General features: G+C 71.5%; 15 protein-coding genes. 8 read left to right on the forward strand and 7 right to left on the reverse strand.

What is annotated here, in order from left to right; genetic code table 11:
* The first annotated feature begins 7 nt into the window (after positions 1 to 7).
* The 5 genes from KRR26_RS04830 (at position 8) to ybaK (ending at position 4914) form a co-directional block, all read left to right on the forward strand.
* Positions 8 to 1432: a vWA domain-containing protein gene (locus tag KRR26_RS04830; protein ID WP_217079225.1), complete on the forward strand. Its 1425-nt coding sequence runs from the start codon at positions 8 to 10 to the stop codon at positions 1430 to 1432.
* 122 nt (positions 1433 to 1554) lie between these two features.
* Positions 1555 to 2607: an NAD(P)-dependent alcohol dehydrogenase gene (locus KRR26_RS04835; RefSeq protein WP_120201254.1), complete on the forward strand. Its 1053-nt coding sequence runs from the start codon at positions 1555 to 1557 to the stop codon at positions 2605 to 2607.
* 183 nt (positions 2608 to 2790) lie between these two features.
* Positions 2791 to 3294: a 5-(carboxyamino)imidazole ribonucleotide mutase gene (gene purE / locus KRR26_RS04840; RefSeq protein WP_120201257.1), complete on the forward strand. Its 504-nt coding sequence runs from the start codon at positions 2791 to 2793 to the stop codon at positions 3292 to 3294.
* Complete coding sequence (gene purK / locus KRR26_RS04845; RefSeq protein ID WP_120201258.1) at positions 3291 to 4433, forward strand: 5-(carboxyamino)imidazole ribonucleotide synthase; 1143 nt, start codon at positions 3291 to 3293, stop codon at positions 4431 to 4433. The genes purE and purK overlap by 4 nt, the downstream gene beginning before the upstream one ends.
* 4 nt (positions 4434 to 4437) lie before the next feature.
* A complete protein-coding gene (gene ybaK / locus KRR26_RS04850; RefSeq protein WP_120201260.1) occupies positions 4438 to 4914 on the forward strand; it encodes a Cys-tRNA(Pro) deacylase in 477 nt (158 codons plus the stop codon).
* 7 nt (positions 4915 to 4921) lie between these two features.
* On the opposite strand, the gene KRR26_RS04855 is transcribed toward ybaK, so the two are convergent.
* Positions 4922 to 5956, reverse strand: a complete 1035-nt coding sequence (locus KRR26_RS04855; protein ID WP_236068318.1) for a zinc-binding dehydrogenase — start codon at positions 5954 to 5956, stop codon at positions 4922 to 4924.
* Between the two features lie 76 nt (positions 5957 to 6032).
* Here KRR26_RS04855 and KRR26_RS04860 point away from each other — a divergent pair, with 76 nt between their 5' ends.
* Both KRR26_RS04860 and KRR26_RS04865 read left to right on the forward strand, forming a co-directional pair.
* Complete coding sequence (locus KRR26_RS04860) at positions 6033 to 7325, forward strand: coiled-coil domain-containing protein (RefSeq protein ID WP_236068319.1); 1293 nt, start codon at positions 6033 to 6035, stop codon at positions 7323 to 7325.
* Positions 7326 to 7567: 242 nt separating this feature from the next.
* The gene (locus KRR26_RS04865; RefSeq protein WP_328707058.1) at positions 7568 to 8686 is read left to right on the forward strand and encodes an EAL domain-containing protein; all 1119 of its coding nucleotides are present in this window, start codon (positions 7568 to 7570) and stop codon (positions 8684 to 8686) included.
* A 48-nt stretch (positions 8687 to 8734) separates the two neighbouring features.
* On the opposite strand, the gene KRR26_RS04870 is transcribed toward KRR26_RS04865, so the two are convergent.
* From KRR26_RS04870 to KRR26_RS04895, 6 genes are all read right to left on the reverse strand, one after another.
* A complete protein-coding gene (locus KRR26_RS04870) occupies positions 8735 to 9013 on the reverse strand; it encodes a hypothetical protein (protein WP_120201265.1) in 279 nt (92 codons plus the stop codon).
* A gap of 76 nt (positions 9014 to 9089) precedes the next feature.
* Positions 9090 to 9776, reverse strand: coding sequence for a hypothetical protein (locus KRR26_RS04875; protein ID WP_120201267.1), 687 nt, complete (start codon positions 9774 to 9776; stop codon positions 9090 to 9092).
* A gap of 2 nt (positions 9777 to 9778) precedes the next feature.
* Positions 9779 to 11155: an alkaline phosphatase gene (locus KRR26_RS04880; protein ID WP_120201269.1), complete on the reverse strand. Its 1377-nt coding sequence runs from the start codon at positions 11153 to 11155 to the stop codon at positions 9779 to 9781.
* A gap of 23 nt (positions 11156 to 11178) precedes the next feature.
* Entirely contained in the window at positions 11179 to 12693 is a 1515-nt protein-coding gene (locus KRR26_RS04885; protein ID WP_217079227.1) for an alkaline phosphatase, read from the reverse strand.
* A 158-nt stretch (positions 12694 to 12851) separates the two neighbouring features.
* Positions 12852 to 13400: a DUF192 domain-containing protein gene (locus KRR26_RS04890; protein WP_120201271.1), complete on the reverse strand. Its 549-nt coding sequence runs from the start codon at positions 13398 to 13400 to the stop codon at positions 12852 to 12854.
* Positions 13397 to 13798 (reverse strand): TIGR02266 family protein, encoded by a 402-nt coding sequence (locus KRR26_RS04895; RefSeq protein WP_120201273.1) that lies wholly within the window; start codon positions 13796 to 13798, stop codon positions 13397 to 13399. Before KRR26_RS04895 ends, KRR26_RS04890 begins: the two co-directional genes overlap by 4 nt.
* Before the next feature lie 25 nt (positions 13799 to 13823).
* On the opposite strand from KRR26_RS04895, the gene KRR26_RS04900 reads away from it, so the two are divergent.
* Entirely contained in the window at positions 13824 to 16181 is a 2358-nt protein-coding gene (locus KRR26_RS04900; RefSeq protein WP_217079228.1) for a hypothetical protein, read from the forward strand.
* Positions 16182 to 16228 lie beyond the last annotated feature (47 nt).

Raw genomic sequence — 16228 nt, forward strand, 5'->3', positions numbered from 1 at the left:
CCCTGCCATGAACCGAACGGTCCTCTTCCTCGCCCTGGCCGGCGGCCTCGCTCTCACCGCGCTGGTGCTGGGGCTGCCGCGGGCCGGTGGGTCGCCGCAGCCGCCTCCCCCGGCGACGCATGTGGCGCCCCCCCTCCCCCCCACTCCGCCGGCCACCGCGTCGCTGGGCTCGCTCACGCTGACGGGCCGGCTGTCGCATCCGTACATCCCGCAGGGTGCCTCGGAGGTGTTCGCCACGGTGGACCTCACGGGCGCGCAGGTGCCGGGCGCCACGCGCAGCCCGGTCAACCTCGCGGTGGTCATTGACCGCTCGGGCTCCATGAGCGGCTACAAGCTGTCGCAGGCGAAGCAGGCCGCGCGGCACCTCGTGGGTCTTCTGCGCGACGAGGACCGGCTCGCCATCATCCACTACGGCTCGGACGTGAAGAGCCTGCCGTCGCAGGCGGCCACTCCCGCCAACCGCGAGCGGATGTTGCAGTTCATCGAGGGCATCTGGGACGACGGCGGCACCAACATCAGCGCGGGCCTGTCCGCGGGCCGCTTCCAGCTCGCCTCCGGGATGGAGCACTTCCGCGTCAACCGCCTCATCCTCATGAGCGACGGCCAGCCCACCGAGGGCATCAGCGACGCGGCCGGGCTGCAGCAGGAGGTGCGCGACATCCGCGCGGCGGGCATCACGGTGAGCGCCATTGGCGTGGGCACGGACTTCAACGAGGACCTGATGCAGTCCTTCGCGGAGTACGGCGCGGGCGCCTACGGCTTCCTCGAGGACGCGGGCAAGCTGGCCACCCTCTTCCAGCGCGACCTCCAGCAGGCCTCCACCACCGTGGCGCGCAACGTGGAGCTCTCCTTCGAGCTGCCCGACGGAGTCTCGCTGGGCGAGGTGCTGGGCTACACCGCGCACCAGGCGGGCAACGTCGTGCGCGTCGCCATGCCGGACTTCTCCGCGGGCCAGGTGGAGCGCGTCGTGGTGCGGCTGCTCGTCCAGGGAAGCGCCGTAGGCCAGGCCGTGCAGGTCACGGGGCTGAAGCTGGCGTACACCGACCTGCTCCAGAACAAGGGCGTGGAGAGCGCCGCCTCGCTGAGCGCGCAGGTCACGGACCGCCGCGAGGAGGTCCTCGCGCGCCAGGACAAGGACGCCACGGTCTATGCGGCCCGTGCGCGCAGCGCCCAGAACCTCCAGAAGGCCGCCGAGGCGATGAGCCAGGGACGTAAAGACGAGGCCAAGGGCTACCTGCAGGACAACCAGACCCTCTTCACCGAGACCGCCGCCGTGGCGGGCGCGGCGGCGGTGGCCGAGGATCAGGCCCAGCAGAAGGCCGCCCTCGACGAGTACGAGTCGGCCGCGACGCCCTCGGCGGTGGGCGCGGCGGTGAAGAACAGCAAGGTGCGCGCGCTCAAGAGCTTTGGCCGGCTGGGCACCACCTACTGAGCGACCCAGCCGAGGCGCTGGCGCTTTCCTCGGCGGACGCGCGCCTTCGTCACTAGTCTCCCGCCGCGCGGCCTCGGTCCTGGACCGGGGCTGCGCCGTTTCCACCCTTGCGGAGAGACCCCATGCTGAAGACCCGCGCCTATGCCGCCCCGAGCGCCAAGGCTCCCCTCAGCCCCTTCACGCTCGAGCGCCGAGAGCCCGGCGCCCATGACGTGCTCATCGACATCCTCTACTGCGGCGTGTGCCACTCGGACCTGCATCAGGCCAAGGATGAGTGGGGCGGCGCGATCTTCCCCCTCGTCCCCGGCCACGAAATCGTCGGGCGCGTGACCCAGGTGGGAAGCGCCGTGCGCCGCTTCAAGGCAGGCGACACCGTGGGCGTGGGATGCATCGTCGACGCGTGTCGCGAGTGCGCGCCCTGCAAAGCCGGCGACGAGCAGTACTGCGACCACGGCATGGTGGGCACCTACAACAGCCGTGAGCGCGGCACTGGCGCGGTGACCTACGGCGGCTACTCCACCCGCATCACGGTGGACGAGAACTTCGTGCTGCGCATCCCGGAGGGCCTGCCGTTGGACAAGGCCGCGCCGCTGCTGTGCGCCGGCATCACGACGTACTCGCCGCTGCGCCACTACGGGCTCAAGGCGGGAGACCGCATCGCCGTGGTGGGGCTCGGGGGCCTGGGCCACATGGGCGTGAAGCTCGCGCGGGCCATGGGCGCCGAGGTCACCGTGTTGAGCACCTCGCCCTCCAAGGAGAAGGACGCGCGAGCGCTGGGCGCCAGCGACTTCGCCGCCACCTCACGGCCGGAGACGTTCCAGCGGCTGGCGGGGCGCTTCGACTTCATCCTCGACACCGTGTCCGCGCCGCACGACTACAACGCGTACCTGAGCCTCCTGAAGGTGGATGGGACGATGATCCTCGTGGGCGCGCCCGAGGAGCCCACCCCGCTGTCCGCCTTCCCGCTCATCATGCGGCGGCGGCGGCTCGGCGGCTCGCTCATTGGCGGCATCCGCGAGACGCAAGAGATGCTGGACTTCTGCGCCCAGCACGGCGTGACGTCCGACATCGAGCTCATCCCCATCCAGAAGATCAACGAGGCCTACGAGCGCATGCTCCGCGGAGATGTGCGCTACCGCTTCGTGATTGACATCGCCAGCTTGCAAGAGAAGTAGGCGCACACGGCCACCGCCCTCCCGGCCGCCCGTCGGGAGGGGCACGGCTCGCGCCACGGCATTGTGAAGTCGGTGCAACGACGGAGGGCGCACATTCCCGGTTGACCGATGGAATCACGCCGCCCTATCTCCGCGTTCCTCCGGGCTTCAGCCGGAAAGTGCGCATGGGAGGCGCTTCACAGCATGGCGAGCGCGGCGAGCACCCCGTGGGTCGGGGTCATCATGGGTGGCAGGAGCGATCTCGAGTTCCTGCGGCCCGCTATCGATATCCTCAACGAGCTGGGCATCCCTCACGAGGTGCGCATCGTGTCCGCGCACCGCACTCCGGACTGGATGATGGAGTACGCCTCCACCGCGGAGGCGCGCGGCCTGTCCGTCATCATCGCGGCGGCGGGCGGCGCGGCCCACCTGCCCGGCATGGTGTCCAGCAAGACGCTGCTGCCGGTGCTGGGCGTGCCCATGCCCACCACCGTCCTCAACGGCTTCGACGCGCTGCTGTCCATCGTGCAGATGCCCAAGGGCGTGCCGGTGGGAACACAGGCCATTGGCAAGCCGGGCGCCGCGAACGCCGCGCTGCATGCCGCCGCCATCCTCTGCCTGAAGTACCCGGAGCTGCGCGAGCGCCTGTCCGCCTACCGCACCGCCCGCACGCAGGAAGTGCTGCGCGAGCGCGAGGTGGAGGGATGAAGGCGCGCACGGTGCTCCCCGGCGGCACGCTGGGCATCCTCGGCGCGGGACAGCTCGGGCGGATGATGGCCCTGGCCGCGCGCACGCTCGGCTACCAGGTGCAGGCGTTGGATCCGGACTCGACCGCGCCCGCGCGCTCGGTGGTGGATCGCTGCCTGACCTCGGCGTTCTCCGACATCGACGCGGCGAGCGACCTGGCGCGCGCGTGCGACGTCGTGACGCTGGAGATCGAGAAGATTCCGCTCGCCACGCTGAACGCCGTGGCCCGGCAAACCCCCATGCGTCCCGGCGCGGGCGTGCTGGAGGTGATTCAGCACCGCGGCCGGCAGAAGAGTTGGCTTGCGCGCGGAGGATTCCCCTTGGGCCCGTGGCGCGAGGCGCACTCCGCCGCGGAGCTGGCGCAGGCCATCGAGGCCCTGGGCGGCCGGTGCTTCGTGAAGTCCAGCGAGGGGGGCTACGACGGGCGAGGCCAGTACGAGGTCTCTCGCGCCGACGAGGCCGCCACCGCGTGGCGCGAGTTGGGTGAGCGCTCGGTGGTGGTGGAGGCCGCGCTCGACCTGGAGTCCGAGCTCTCGGTCCTGGTGGCGCGCGGCCCGGACGGGCAGGCCGTCGTCTACCCGCCCGCGTTCAATCACCACGAGCAGCGCATCCTCGCGTGGTCGTTGCTGCCGGGACAGCTGCCGCCCGCCATCACCGCGCAGGCCACGGAAGTGGCGCGCGCCATCACCGACGCGCTCCAGGTCGAGGGCCTGCTCGTCGTGGAGATGTTCCTGCTGCGCGATGGCCGCCTGCTCGTCAACGAGCTGGCGCCGCGTCCGCACAACAGCTTCCACTCCACCGAGGTGGCGTGCCTCACCAGCCAGTTCGAGCAGGCGGTGCGCGCGGTGTGCAACCTGCCGTTGGGCTCGGTGGAGGTCGTGCGCCCGGCGGCCATCGTCAACCTGCTCGGCGACCTGTGGCTGCGCGAAGGCGGGCCTCGGTTCGCCCAGGCGCTGGCCATGCCCGGCGTGCGGCTGCATCTGTATGGCAAGCGCGACGCTCGCAAGGGCCGGAAGATGGGCCACCTCTCGGCGGTGGGCTCCACCCCCGAGGAGGCCCTGGCTCGGGTCAAGGCAGCCGCCACCGCGCTGGGGATGTGACGCCATGAAGACGAATGCCGCCCGGCTGTTGGACTCGCTCGGCGTGCGCTACGAGCTGCGCGACTACGAGGTCGACCCGGACGACCTGTCCGCGGAGACCGTCGCCGGCAAGGTGGGCATGCCCGCCGAGCAGGTGTTCAAGACGCTCGTGGCGCGCGGCGACCGGACCGGCGTGCTGATGGCGGTGGTGCCGGGCAACGCCGAGTTGGACCTCAAGGCGCTCGCCCGGCTCAGCGGAGACCGCAAGGTGGACACGGTGCCGCTCAAGGAGCTGCAGCCGCTGACCGGCTACGTGCGCGGCGGCTGCACCGCGATTGGGGGCAAGAAGGACTACCCCGTCTTCGTCGATGAGACGCTGGAGCTGTTCGACACCATCGCGGTGTCCGCAGGCATTCGCGGCACGCAGCTCGTGCTCGCGCCCGCGGACTACCTGCGCGTGACGAAGGGCCGCACCGGGCCCATCTCTCGCCCCAAGGCCTAGGACCCGCTCAGGACTGCGCGCCACCGTCGAGGCTCGGCGCGAAGAGCACCTTGCCGCTCGTCATGTCCGAGGAGGCGATGCGCAGCGCTTCGCCCGCGGACTCCAGGGGCAGGCTCGCGCGGAGGGGCGTCTCCAAGGCCTTGCCCATCAGCGTCGCCGCGCCCACGAGCGCCCGGAGCTGCTCGCGTCCGAAGCGGCCACGCCCCCAACGCGCCAGCCAGAAGCCGTCCACCTTCTTGTCGTGGAAGATGAAGTCTCCGGGGTCGATGCGGCACTCCTGCTCCGCCAGCGCGCCGTAGACCGTCACCGTTCCGCCGTCCGGCATCGCGCTCAAGAGGCGCCCCGTGAGGTGACCGCCCACCGCGTCGAACGCCAGCGTCACGCGCAGCTCGTGGAACAGGAGCCGCAGTCGCTCGTCGAACTCGGGCTCCGCGCTGCTCAGCACGTGCTCGGCGCCCAGCGCGCGCAGCACCTGCACCTGCTCGGGACGACGCACCACGTGCACCATGGGCAGTCCGCGACGCCGGGCCAGCGTGGCCAACATGCGCCCCAGCGCGCTCGCCGCCGCCGTCTGCGCCAGCGCGCCATGGCCCTCCTGCCGCGCTCTGTCCAACAGCGCCCACGCCGTCAGCGGATTGATGAAGAGCGTGGAGCCCTGCTCGTCGCTCATGCGCGCGCGCAAAGGCAGACACTGCGGCAGGGGCACCACCGCGTACTCCGCCCACAGCCCCTCGCCGTCCAGCGGCGCCAGACACGCGACGCGGCGTCCCACGAGCAGCCGCCCCGCGACACCTCCCGCCGCCACCACCGTCCCGCTGCCCTCGAAGCCCGGCACCACGGGCAGCGACTTGCGGACACCGTAGCGCCCTCGCACGAACATCAGGTCCGAGGGGTTGATGGGCGAGGCGGCCAGCCGCACCAGCACCTGTCCCGGTCCGGGCCTGGGAACCGGACGCGATTGGACCCGCAGCGACTCGGGGCGGCCGTCGTAGGCGGTCAACACCAGGGCGCGCATCGTCTGGGGGATGGGGGGAGCACTCATCGGCAGACCTTTTAATTCGGTCACGCGTTCCAGGTGGAATTCCTGGCCTGACGCCACGCTGTTCCAGGGGCGACCGATGAGTGCCACCGTGCTGCAGTTCCATCACCGAGAAGCTTTCGAGCGCACCGTGACGCGCGCCCTCGCGGCGGGCGCCGGCGCGGGCCTGCTCCAGTTCGCCACCGGCCGGGTGGGGCTCCCCCTGCCGCTGTCCTGGTGGGTCCCCGTCGCGGTGGTGCTCGCCTGTGCCCAGGGGGACAAGTGGGACCGGGCCCTCGTGGCGGGCCTGGGGGTCGTGCTCACCTCCCTGCCCTACGCGCTGGGCATGACGCCGGGGTGGACGCTGGCCATCAGCGCCGCCGCGGCGGGTGCCCTGCTGGTGCGCGCGCGACTCAACGAGCGGGGCGAAGAGGGGCAGGTGGCCGAGGCCCGCCCTACCCTGCTGCACTTCTCGCTCGGGGCGTTCCTCGCCGCGGGCCTCACCCTGGCGGGCACCGAGGTCGCGAACGTCTTCGCCTCGCGCCTCGCGGACGTGGCCACGCCCGCGCTGCTCAGCGCGAGCCTCACCGGTGGAATCCTCGGCCTGTTCGTGGGCCTGAGCGCCATCGCCGCGCACGTCGGGTTGTCCGCCGACCCTGTCGAGGCGCGCGCCGAGGAGCTGCTGCCCCAGCTCGCCGGAGACTTCCGGACGCTGGCCGAGCGCGCCCTCAGCCTCTATCGCCATTGCGGCGAGTCCCTCGCGAAGCTCCCGCGCGAGCCGGCCCGCGAGGAGCTGGCTCGCACGCTGGCGCGCATCACGCGCGGCGCGGTGGAGCTGGCCTCGGAGTGGGCGGGCGTGGAGGCGCAGCTCGAGGAGCGCGCCCAGGCGGAGCTCCAAGCGGAGCGAGACGGATTGGAGCGCAGCGCTCGCGCCAGCACGGATCCGGTGGCGCGTCGGCAGCTCGAGCTCGCGGCGCAGTCGCTCGGCGAAGAGGTGGAGCGGCTGGGTGAACTCAGGCAGCGCCGCGAGCGAATCCTCGCGAAGCTGCGCGCGGAGGTCGCCTTGTTGGAGCGCGCTCGCGTGGCGCTCCTGTCGCTGCGCAGCGGACATGCCCAACTCAAGGCCGCGGAGTTGGCCGCGCTGGCCCGACGCTTCCGCTCGCTCTCGTCCGCGCAGTGGGAGGAAGGGCATGCGCTGGACACCGTGGCGGCCCAGGCCACGCTCGCCCAGGTGCCCGCGGCCCCGGTCATGGAGGCGCCCGGGGAGACATTGGCCGCCACGGCCGGGGGCTCACCGGTGGCCGTGCCCCCTCCGGCTGCGCCCGCCCCCGTGGAACCCATCTCCGACGCCGCCCCGAGCGGCGCGGAACAGCGCCCGTTGACCGAGCGATAGCGCGAGGTGGAGTAGTCCTCCGCGGTGGTTCAGGGAGCCACCGCGCGCGCAGGCGCTGACCTGGTCGCCGTGATGCGGGCGTGACGCCAGCGCCATGCTCGCGTGGCTGCTCGTGACACGAGGGTCCCTGAAGCACGGAGGACTTTCGGCTACATCTTTCGGACATGAACCCACCCCGCTCCCCCCCGGTCGCCCCGGCGCAGTCCTGGCTGTGGCGCGGAGACGAGCCTCGGATCGCGTCCGTGTTCCAGCCCATCGTGGACCTGCGGACCGGCAACATCGTGGGCCATGAGGTGCTGTCCCGAGGCGAGGGCTCCTCGGAGTCCCCTCTCGACTTCTTCGCCCGCGCCCGCCACGAGGGACTCACCTTCGAGGTCGAGGACGCCTGCTGGCGCTCCGCGCTCCGCCGCATCGCCGCGCTTCCCGAATGCCACCGCCGCGCGCCGTTCTTCTTCAACGTCAGCCCCGAGGTCCTCGCCGACGCGCGCTTCGCCGACGCCACCCTCGAAGCCGTGGTCCAGCAACACGGACTGCACCCAAGACAGTTCGTGCTGGAGATCACCGAGAAGGGCGCCTTCGAAGACACCGCGCAGTTGAGGCGCCTCGCACGGGCGCTCGCGACGCGAGGCTTCGGCATCGCGTTGGATGACTTCGGCGCGGGGCACTCGGGGCTGGTGACGCTGGTGCACAGCGCGCCGGACTTCATCAAGTTGGATCAAGCGCTGGTGCGCGACATCCACCACCATGCGTACCTTCAACATCTGGTGAAGTCCCTGGTCGCCTTCGCCGCCAACGTGGGCGCCACGCTCATCGCGGAGGGAGTGGAGTCCTGGGACGAGCTGGCGGTACTGCTGCGCTTGGGAATCCGACACGCGCAGGGCTTCCTGCTCGCGCGCCCCGCGCCCACGCCGCCACTCCCCGAGGAGGACTTCGAGCGGCGACGCCACGGCACCATGCGCGCGCTGCACCACCGCGCGTCCTCGGGCGATGACACCGTGGGCAGCCTCGCGGTCCGGTGCGCCAGCGCGCAGGCGCCCGCGACGGATTCGGCCCTCGCGGCCCTGTTCCACCAGACGCCAGGCCTGGAGCATGTCGTCCTGCTGAAGGACGACCAGCCGCACGGGTTGATCACCCGTCAGCGCTTCGAGGCCCGCGCGGACGCGCACCCCGCACCGTTGATCGCCGAAGAGGACATGTCGGTCTGCGCGCTCATGCCCCTGGCGCTGGCGCGGGCGATGCCAGCGACCCAGGACCCCATCGTCATCACGGACGCGGCCGGTGCGTTCCTGGGCACCGTGACCATGCGGCAGCTCATCCTGCGCATCGCCGAGCTGGCCGCCCGCGCGCACGGGACTTCGTGACGACCCAAGCACCCCCTCCTGTCTGGGAAGGGGGGCTCGGTGAACGACTCAGCAATGATAGACAGCCGTCCTGACGTACTGCGTGCGATAGCCTTCCAGCTTGTACGTGCCGTCACACTTCGTGAGGGCCCAGCCGACCTGCACCGTGTACGTCGAATCCGAGTAATACACCTGGCTGACCTCGGAGCCGCCCACGATGATGGCGGACTCCTGCGTCGCCACCGGGGCCCCCTGCGCGTCTTCCGTCGCCGCCCCGCCACAAGCTCCCAGCATCAAGCCCGCTGCGCACGCCAGGACCGCCGCGACTCGCTTCACTCCAATGGACATACCGTCTCCGGGTGTGTGGTGAAACACCCGGAGCGTATCAACGCGAAACGAGTTCAAGAAGATTTATCGGCTCATCTCAGTCACGATAATCGTTGATGTCCTTGCGAGCGAAAGCGCGAGTCGACTCCCAAGGTGCCGTCGCGGGGAGCGCTTCCAGTTGGACCTTGGCGCGATGCAGCGCAGTCCCATCCTTGCGACCGGACTCCATCTCCAGCGCGAGGGCGAGCGTGTCACTCCACAACACCCGGAGGTAGCGGTCCGCCGTGGTGGCCTCCAACCACCGTGCCCCCTCGGGGGCATCGGGGCGCGACGAGGGCGTGAGCCTCGCGAGCACCGCGTTGGAGACTTGATGGGACAGCTCATCCCATGCGGGCGTGAAGCCCACGGAGTCGTACTCCGGGGGCTCCACCTCCACCACCTCGCGGGAGTCCGCGAGGACGAAGCGCAGGCGCACCCGCCCATCGGCCTCGCGTGACACCCAGCGCGGCACCACGCTCCAGTCATGCACGTCGCGCCGCGACTCGGGATGGGCTACCGCGGGCACGCGCCCATCCAGCACCCGCTCCGACCACAGCTGACCGTCCCGCCGCAGCACGCGCTCCTGATAGCGGAGCACCTGCGTCACCCCATCCGGTCGGACTCCCAGCTCCTCGTGCGAGATGAGCACCGCCACGGCGGGCTCGCTGCCCGGAGCCCGAGGAGGCTCCGCGCACGCGGCCCACCCGAGGAGCCCCCCCACCAGCAGCAACGCGACGCGACGCATGACTACAGCCCCGCCGCCGTCTTCAGGAGCTGGAACACGCGCGTGTTGTCGAGCGTGCCCTTGAACAGCTCCGCGTCCGCGCCGCCCGCCATCAACATCACATCGCCACCACCGTGCGTCTCGCTGGCGACGCGCACGGCCGACAGGTGCGTGAAGTTCTTGTCGAGCACGTTCACCGTGTCCGTACTGGAGCGCACGAGCGGCCGGTTGGGCCCATTGCCGAACACCAGCGTCGGATAGGGATAACCATCCCCATCCACCAGCGGCGTGCCCGTGGCCGGGTCACGCACCACGTCCACCACGTGCGTCCCCTGCCCGCGCTGGCCATAGCCGTTCATCGCCAGGGTGTGGTCATGGTCCGCCGTCACGACGATGAGCGTGTTGCTCAGGTCCACGCTGTCCACCGCGGCCTTGATGGCGGCGTCGAACGCGGCCGCGTCTCCGAGCGCCTTCTGCACCTGCGTGCCGTGCAGCGCGTGGTCGATGCGCCCGCCCTCCACCATGAGGAAGAAGCCCTGGTCATCGTTGTCCGCCGCCGAGGCCTTCTTCAGGACCTGGATGGCGGCCACCGTCATCTCCGCGAGGCTCGGCTCCTTCGTCGCGTCTCGGTCCAGCTCGTAGTTCATGTGGCTGGTGGCGGAGAACAGGCCGAACAGCTTCGTGGTCGTCGACGGCAGCGTGCGCAGGCCCGTCGCATCCTTCACGTAGGTGTAGCCCTGGGCGCGCAGCTCCTCGGTGAGGTCGCGCCCATCCGGTCGGCCCTTCGGGTTGGTGGTGGCGTTGACGGGCGTCCAGTGGTTCGCGCCACCGCCCATCAGCACGTCCACGCCGGTGCCCAGCGAGGGGTTCGCGCCCGCCCCACCCGGCACCGCCTGCGCCGCGATGTCATACGCGAGGTCGCGATGGCAGATGTGCGAGTACGTGGCGGCGGGCGTCGCGTGCGTCAGCTCCGTCGTGGTGATGGAGCCCACCGCCTTGCCCGCGGCCTTGGCCAGCTCCAGGAAGGTGCGCACCGGCGCGCCGTTGCCCGTGGCGGCGCAGTGGCCGTCCGCCTCGACGCGCGCGACGGTCTCCGCGCTCATGGACAGCACTTCATTGCGCATCTTCACGCCCGTCATGTACGCGGACATGGACGGCGCGCTGTCGGTGGTCTGCGCATCCAGCGAGTACGTCTTGATGAGGGCCGTGCGCGGCAGCTTCTCCATGTTCAGCCTGCCCGCCTCGCCGTAGACGTAGATGCGCGTGGCGGTGACGGTGGTGGGGCCCATCCCGTCGCCGAGGAAGAAGATGACGTTCTTCGCCTTGCCCGCGGCGTGCGCGGGAGCGGCCACCAGGGCCAGGGCGGCGCCCCCGGCGAGCAGCGTGTTCTTGAGGTTCATGGCTGCGATTCCCTTTGTCCGCGTCACAGCTTGGAGGCGTTGCGAAGGAGGCCGAAGACCTCGGTGTTGGTCATGAAGCCGTGGAACTGCTCGGAGCCGAAGCCCACGGCGCGGATGGTGACGTCGGTGCCGCCGTGCGTCTCGGCGCCGGTGGGCATGTGGATGGCGGCCTCCTGGTGGTACTCGTCGCCCGCGGTCAGGTCCTCGGTGAGCGTGGGCGCGAAGGCGCGCGAGCCCATGACCCGGCGCTCGCCGTTGCCAAAGCCGAGGATGGTGTACGGCTGGCCGTCCGCATCCAGCGTGGGCGCGCCCTCCGCCGCGCCGGCGTAGTTGCGCACGAGGCCCAGCACGCCCGCGTTCGTCGCCGTGGTGGCGCCCGTGCGCTTCGCGTAGCCCAGGTGCACGAGCGTGTGGTCATGGTCCGAGGTGAGGACCACGAGCGTGTGCGCCAGGGTCGGATCCTTCTTCTTCACCTCGGCCAGCACCGCCGCGAGCGCCTCGTCGAAGGCCACCGTGTCCTTCAGCGCCTTCTTCGCCGTCGTCTCGTGCAGCGCGTGGTCGATGCGCCCGCCCTCCACCATGAGGAAGAAGCCCTTGGGGTTCTGGTCGAGGACCTGCACCGCCTTGACGGCCATCTGCGCGAGGCTCGGCTCCCTGGCCGGGTCGCGGTTCAGCTCGTAGGACATGTGGCTCTCGGTGAAGAGGCCGAGCACCTTCTGCTTCGGCTCGCCGGAGAGCGGCAGGTCCTGGAGCTGCGCGGCCTGCGTGACGTAGCCGTAGCCCCGGGCCTTCAGCTCGGCCACCAGGTCACGCTTGTCCGCGCGCGTGGTGAACTGCTTGCTGCCACCGCCGAGGATGACCTCCAGGCCATCTCCCAGGCTGGAGTTGGAGCCCGGCGCGCCCGGGACGAGCTGCTGCGCGATGGCCTCCTCCAGGTCGCGGTTGCTGATGTGCGAGTACGTGGCGGCGGGCGTCGCGTGCGTCACGCGCGTGGTGGTGACGACGCCGGTGGACCAGCCGGCGGCCTCGGCCCACTCGAGGAACGTGGGCACGGCGGAGCCCTTGCCGTTGAACGCGGTCTCCGGCGACATCGAGAGGACGTCGTTGTTCATCTTCACGCCCGTCATGTACGCGGACATGGACGGCGCGCTGTCCGTCACGCGCGAGTCGCGCGAGTACGTGCGCACGAAGCCCGTCTCGGGCAGCGTGTCCAGGGTCAGCTCGCCGTCCTCGCCCCGGGCGAAGATGCGCGCGGCGGTGACGACGGGGATGCCCATGCCGTCGCCGAGGAAGAAGATGACGCGGTCGGCGTGTGGCGTGCCGGCCTGATGCGCGGCCACATGCGCCGAGGCGAGCGCGCCGGGGCCCGGGTCCGGGACGCCCGCGTCGGGAATGACGGCGGTGGGCCCCTGGGGCCCCTGGGGACCGGCGACGCCCGTATCTCCCTTCGGGCCCTTCTCTCCTTCGCAGCCCACCAGGGCCGTGGTGCTGCCCAGGAGCAGCGCCGCGGTGGCGAGCCCCACGAGACGTGAAGACATGAACCGAAACCTCCAGAGGATGAGCGCCTCGCCGCGTGGCGTGACGCGGGGCGCATCCTGGGGAGGCCATGTGGCGAACGGTCGCTGCGGGCGGTGACTTGTTCATCACGGGGACGCCGGGAAGGTGACAACCCGGCGACCGCGCGTGACGTTCTCACTCAGGGTTCAGCGTGCACGCCGCCCAGTCCTTCGAACTCCACGGTGCCACCGCGCGCCACGCCCACGGACTGGCACCACCCGCCGGGAACCTCCAGCACGTACAGGCCCGGGACACCCACCGAGCGGCCCGTGAGCGTGCGCGGCTCCGCGCGCTCGATGATGCCCACCACGCGGCGCTCGGCGTTGATGAACAGCATGTCCAGCGGGATGAGCGTGTTGCGCATCCAGAAGCTCTGGACCTCTTCCTCGGGGAAGATGAAGAGCATGCCCTGGCCGGCGGGCAGCGACTTGCGCCACATCAGGCCGCGGGTGCGAGCATCCGCCGTGGCGGCCACCTCCACCTCCACGCGGTGCACGCCCCCGAAGGCGTCCTTCAGCCGCACGGCCGCGCGCGGCAGCGCTGGCATCACATAGTCCTCCGCGGAGAGGTCCTTCGAGGCGGGGCGCGGGGCGGCGGGCCGGGGCGGCGGCGCGGCCGGGGCCTCCTGGCAGCCAGGCACGCCGAGCAACGCGGCGCCCAGGGCCACGGCACGAAGCGAGCGCGTCATGGGTGCTGGGGGTGCAGGGGCTTGTTGAGCAGCTTCTCGGTCAGGTCCGAGCCCAGGCTGTCCGACATCAGCCGCTCGACGAGCGTCTCGAAGTCCACGCGCTGGGACTCGCTGCTGTAGATGAACCGGATGCCCATGCCGGGCTCCTCGCCATCCGCCTTGGACCAGACGACCTCGCCGAGCAGCTCGAAGGGGGCCTCGCGCTGGGGCACCGTCAGCTTGAAGAGGAAGCGCGTGCCGATGGGCAGCGGCTTCTTCGTCTTGATGAACGTCCCCCCCTTGCTGATGTTCTTCGTGTAGTCGGCGAAGAAGGAGTTGAGTTTCTTGTAATCGACCTTGAGCTCGATTGGGGCGCGCCCGTGCTGGCGCAGGTCGGATCCGCTCTTCTGTTCGGACATGCTGGCGGGGAGTATAGGGGACGCCATGCGGCAAGTCCTCCTTCGCGCCCGGGGCCTGCTGGCCCGCCCGGCCGTCCTGGCCATCGTCCTGCTGCTCGCCGGGGGTGGCTCGGCGCTCGTGCTCGCCCCGCTCTTCGAGGTGCCCGGCTTCGAGCTGGGGCTGGCCCTCTCCATCGCCGGGGGCCTGCTCGGAGGTGGCACGGGCATCGCCGCGGCGTTCCAGGAGCGCCGCGTCCTCCAGGCGACGGGACCCCGGCCCGCCGGGGTCGAACCCGCCACCTCCTCCGCCGTCACCGTGCTGCGCGTCTGGGGGGCCAGTGCCCTGCTCAACGTCGCGGTGCTGGTGCCCCCCTTCGTGTGCGCCACGCTCTTCGCGCGGCTGCGCACCGCGTGCGACCCCTTCGAGCTGGTGGGCTTCTATCCCCTGCTCACCCTGCCCACCGCCCTCCTGGCCGCGGCGGCTGGCGTCTTCTCGGGCCTCGCGGCGCGCCGCCCCAGGGGGGCGGTGGGCGTGTACACCCTGCTGGTGCTCGGCTCGGCGGTGGCCACGGCGTGGCCGCTGGTGGCCGGCCCCCAGGTGTTCGCCTTCAACCACTTCCTGGGACACCTGCCCGGGCCGCTGTACGACGAGGCGCTCCACATCACGCCCGCGCTGGGCTGGTTCCGCCTGGAGACCCTGCTGTGGGCCGTGCTGCTCGCGAGCCTCGCCGCGGCGCTGCTGGACGCGAAGACGGGGCGGCTGGGACGCCCCCGGAGCGCGGGGGCCCTGGTGCTCGTCGCGCTGGCGGCGGCCAGCATCGGGGGGATGGAGCGCCACGGGCCGCAGCTGGGCCTGCGCATGACGGACGGCTATCTGGCGGAGCAGCTCGGCGGCGTGCGCGAGACGGACCACTTCGTGCTGCACTACCCACGAGGCAAGGCGCGCGAGGACATGGACCGGATGGCGCGCGACCTGGAGTTCCGCTACGCGCAGCTGTCGCGCTTCCTGGGCGTGGCGCCCGAGGGCCGCGTCACCGTGTGGCTCTACCGCTCCGAGGACGAGAAGCAGCGGCTGGTGGGCGCGGGGCGCACGCAGTTCGCCAAGCCGTGGCGGCGCGAGCTGCACATCCAGGACCGGCCCTTCCCGCACAGCACGCTGCACCACGAGCTGGCGCACGTCATGGCGGGCCCCGCGGGCAGCGGCTTCTTCCACGTCACCACGCGGCTGGGCGTCTGGCCGCTGATGGGCGTCATCGAGGGGCTCGCGGTGGCCGCGGATGATCCCGTCCAGGGCGACCTGACGCTGCACCAGTGGGCCGCGGGCATGCGCAAGCAGAAGCTGGCGCCGGACATGCGCAAGCTGATGGGCCCCGAGGGCTTCTACCAATCCGCGCCCGCGCGCGCGTACACCGTGGCGGGCTCGTTCCTGCGCTACCTCGCGGACACCTACGGCGCGCCCAAGCTGCTCGCGGCCTATGCGCATGCGGACTTCGCGGGCGCCTACGGGCGGCCCCTGGACGAGCTGGTGTCCGAGTGGGAGCGCTACGTGGACGCGCTGCCTTTGGATGCCTCGGCGGTGGCGCGCGCCTTCGCTCGCTTCCGCACCGGCAGCCTCTTCTCCCGGGCCTGCGCGCGCGAGGTGGCCCGACTGGCCGACACCGCCCGCGACGCGCTGGCGAGCGACCCCGAGGACGCGCTGCGACGCTACGCGCGCGCAGCGGAGCTTCAGCCCGAGGAGCCCACGTACCGGCTGGGACAGGCGGTGGCCCTGGACGCGCTGGAGCGCTCGGACGAGGCGGCCTCGGTGCTGAGCGCGCTGGCGGAGCAGGTGAAGGACCGGCCCGCGCTCGCCGCCGACGTGGCCCTGGCCCGCGCCGACGTGGCCCTCCGCCAGGAGCAGCCCGACACCGCGCGCGGCTTCCTGCAGCGCGTGCTCACGCTGGACGCGGGCCCCGACCCCACTCGCACCGCGCAGGTGAAGCTGGCCGCGCTGGACACCCCCGGGCTGCGCGAACCCATCACCGCGTACTTCCGCGCGCCCCGCGAGGAGCTGCGCCTGCTGCTCCTGTCGCGCGCGCTCCAGGGGGCGCCTCAAGACGCGTACCTGCACTACCTGCTGGGGCGGAGGTTGGGACAAGCCGGCGCGCCCGCGCTGGCCGCCGAGCACCTGCAACGCGCCCTGGCGCTGGACGTACTGCCCGAGGCCCTGCGTCGCGAGGCGTGGCGGCTGAGCATCGAGACGGCGTACCTGGCGGGAGATTGCGGCGCGGTGCGGCACGCGCTCGGTTCGGTTCCCGACTATGGGCCGGCGTTCCGTCTGGCGGCGTCCGAATGGCAGGCTCGGTGTGATTTCGAGGAAACCACCTTCCGCGGACCTCTGGTGCCGCGCCAGGCTTTCCGCTAGACGCTGGCGCCCGCGCCACGGGCGCGACATTGCCTACACCCGCAGGA

The sequence above is a fragment of the Citreicoccus inhibens genome (genome assembly GCF_019039035.1).
GTDB classification, from domain to species: Bacteria; Myxococcota; Myxococcia; order Myxococcales; family Myxococcaceae; genus Citreicoccus; species Citreicoccus inhibens.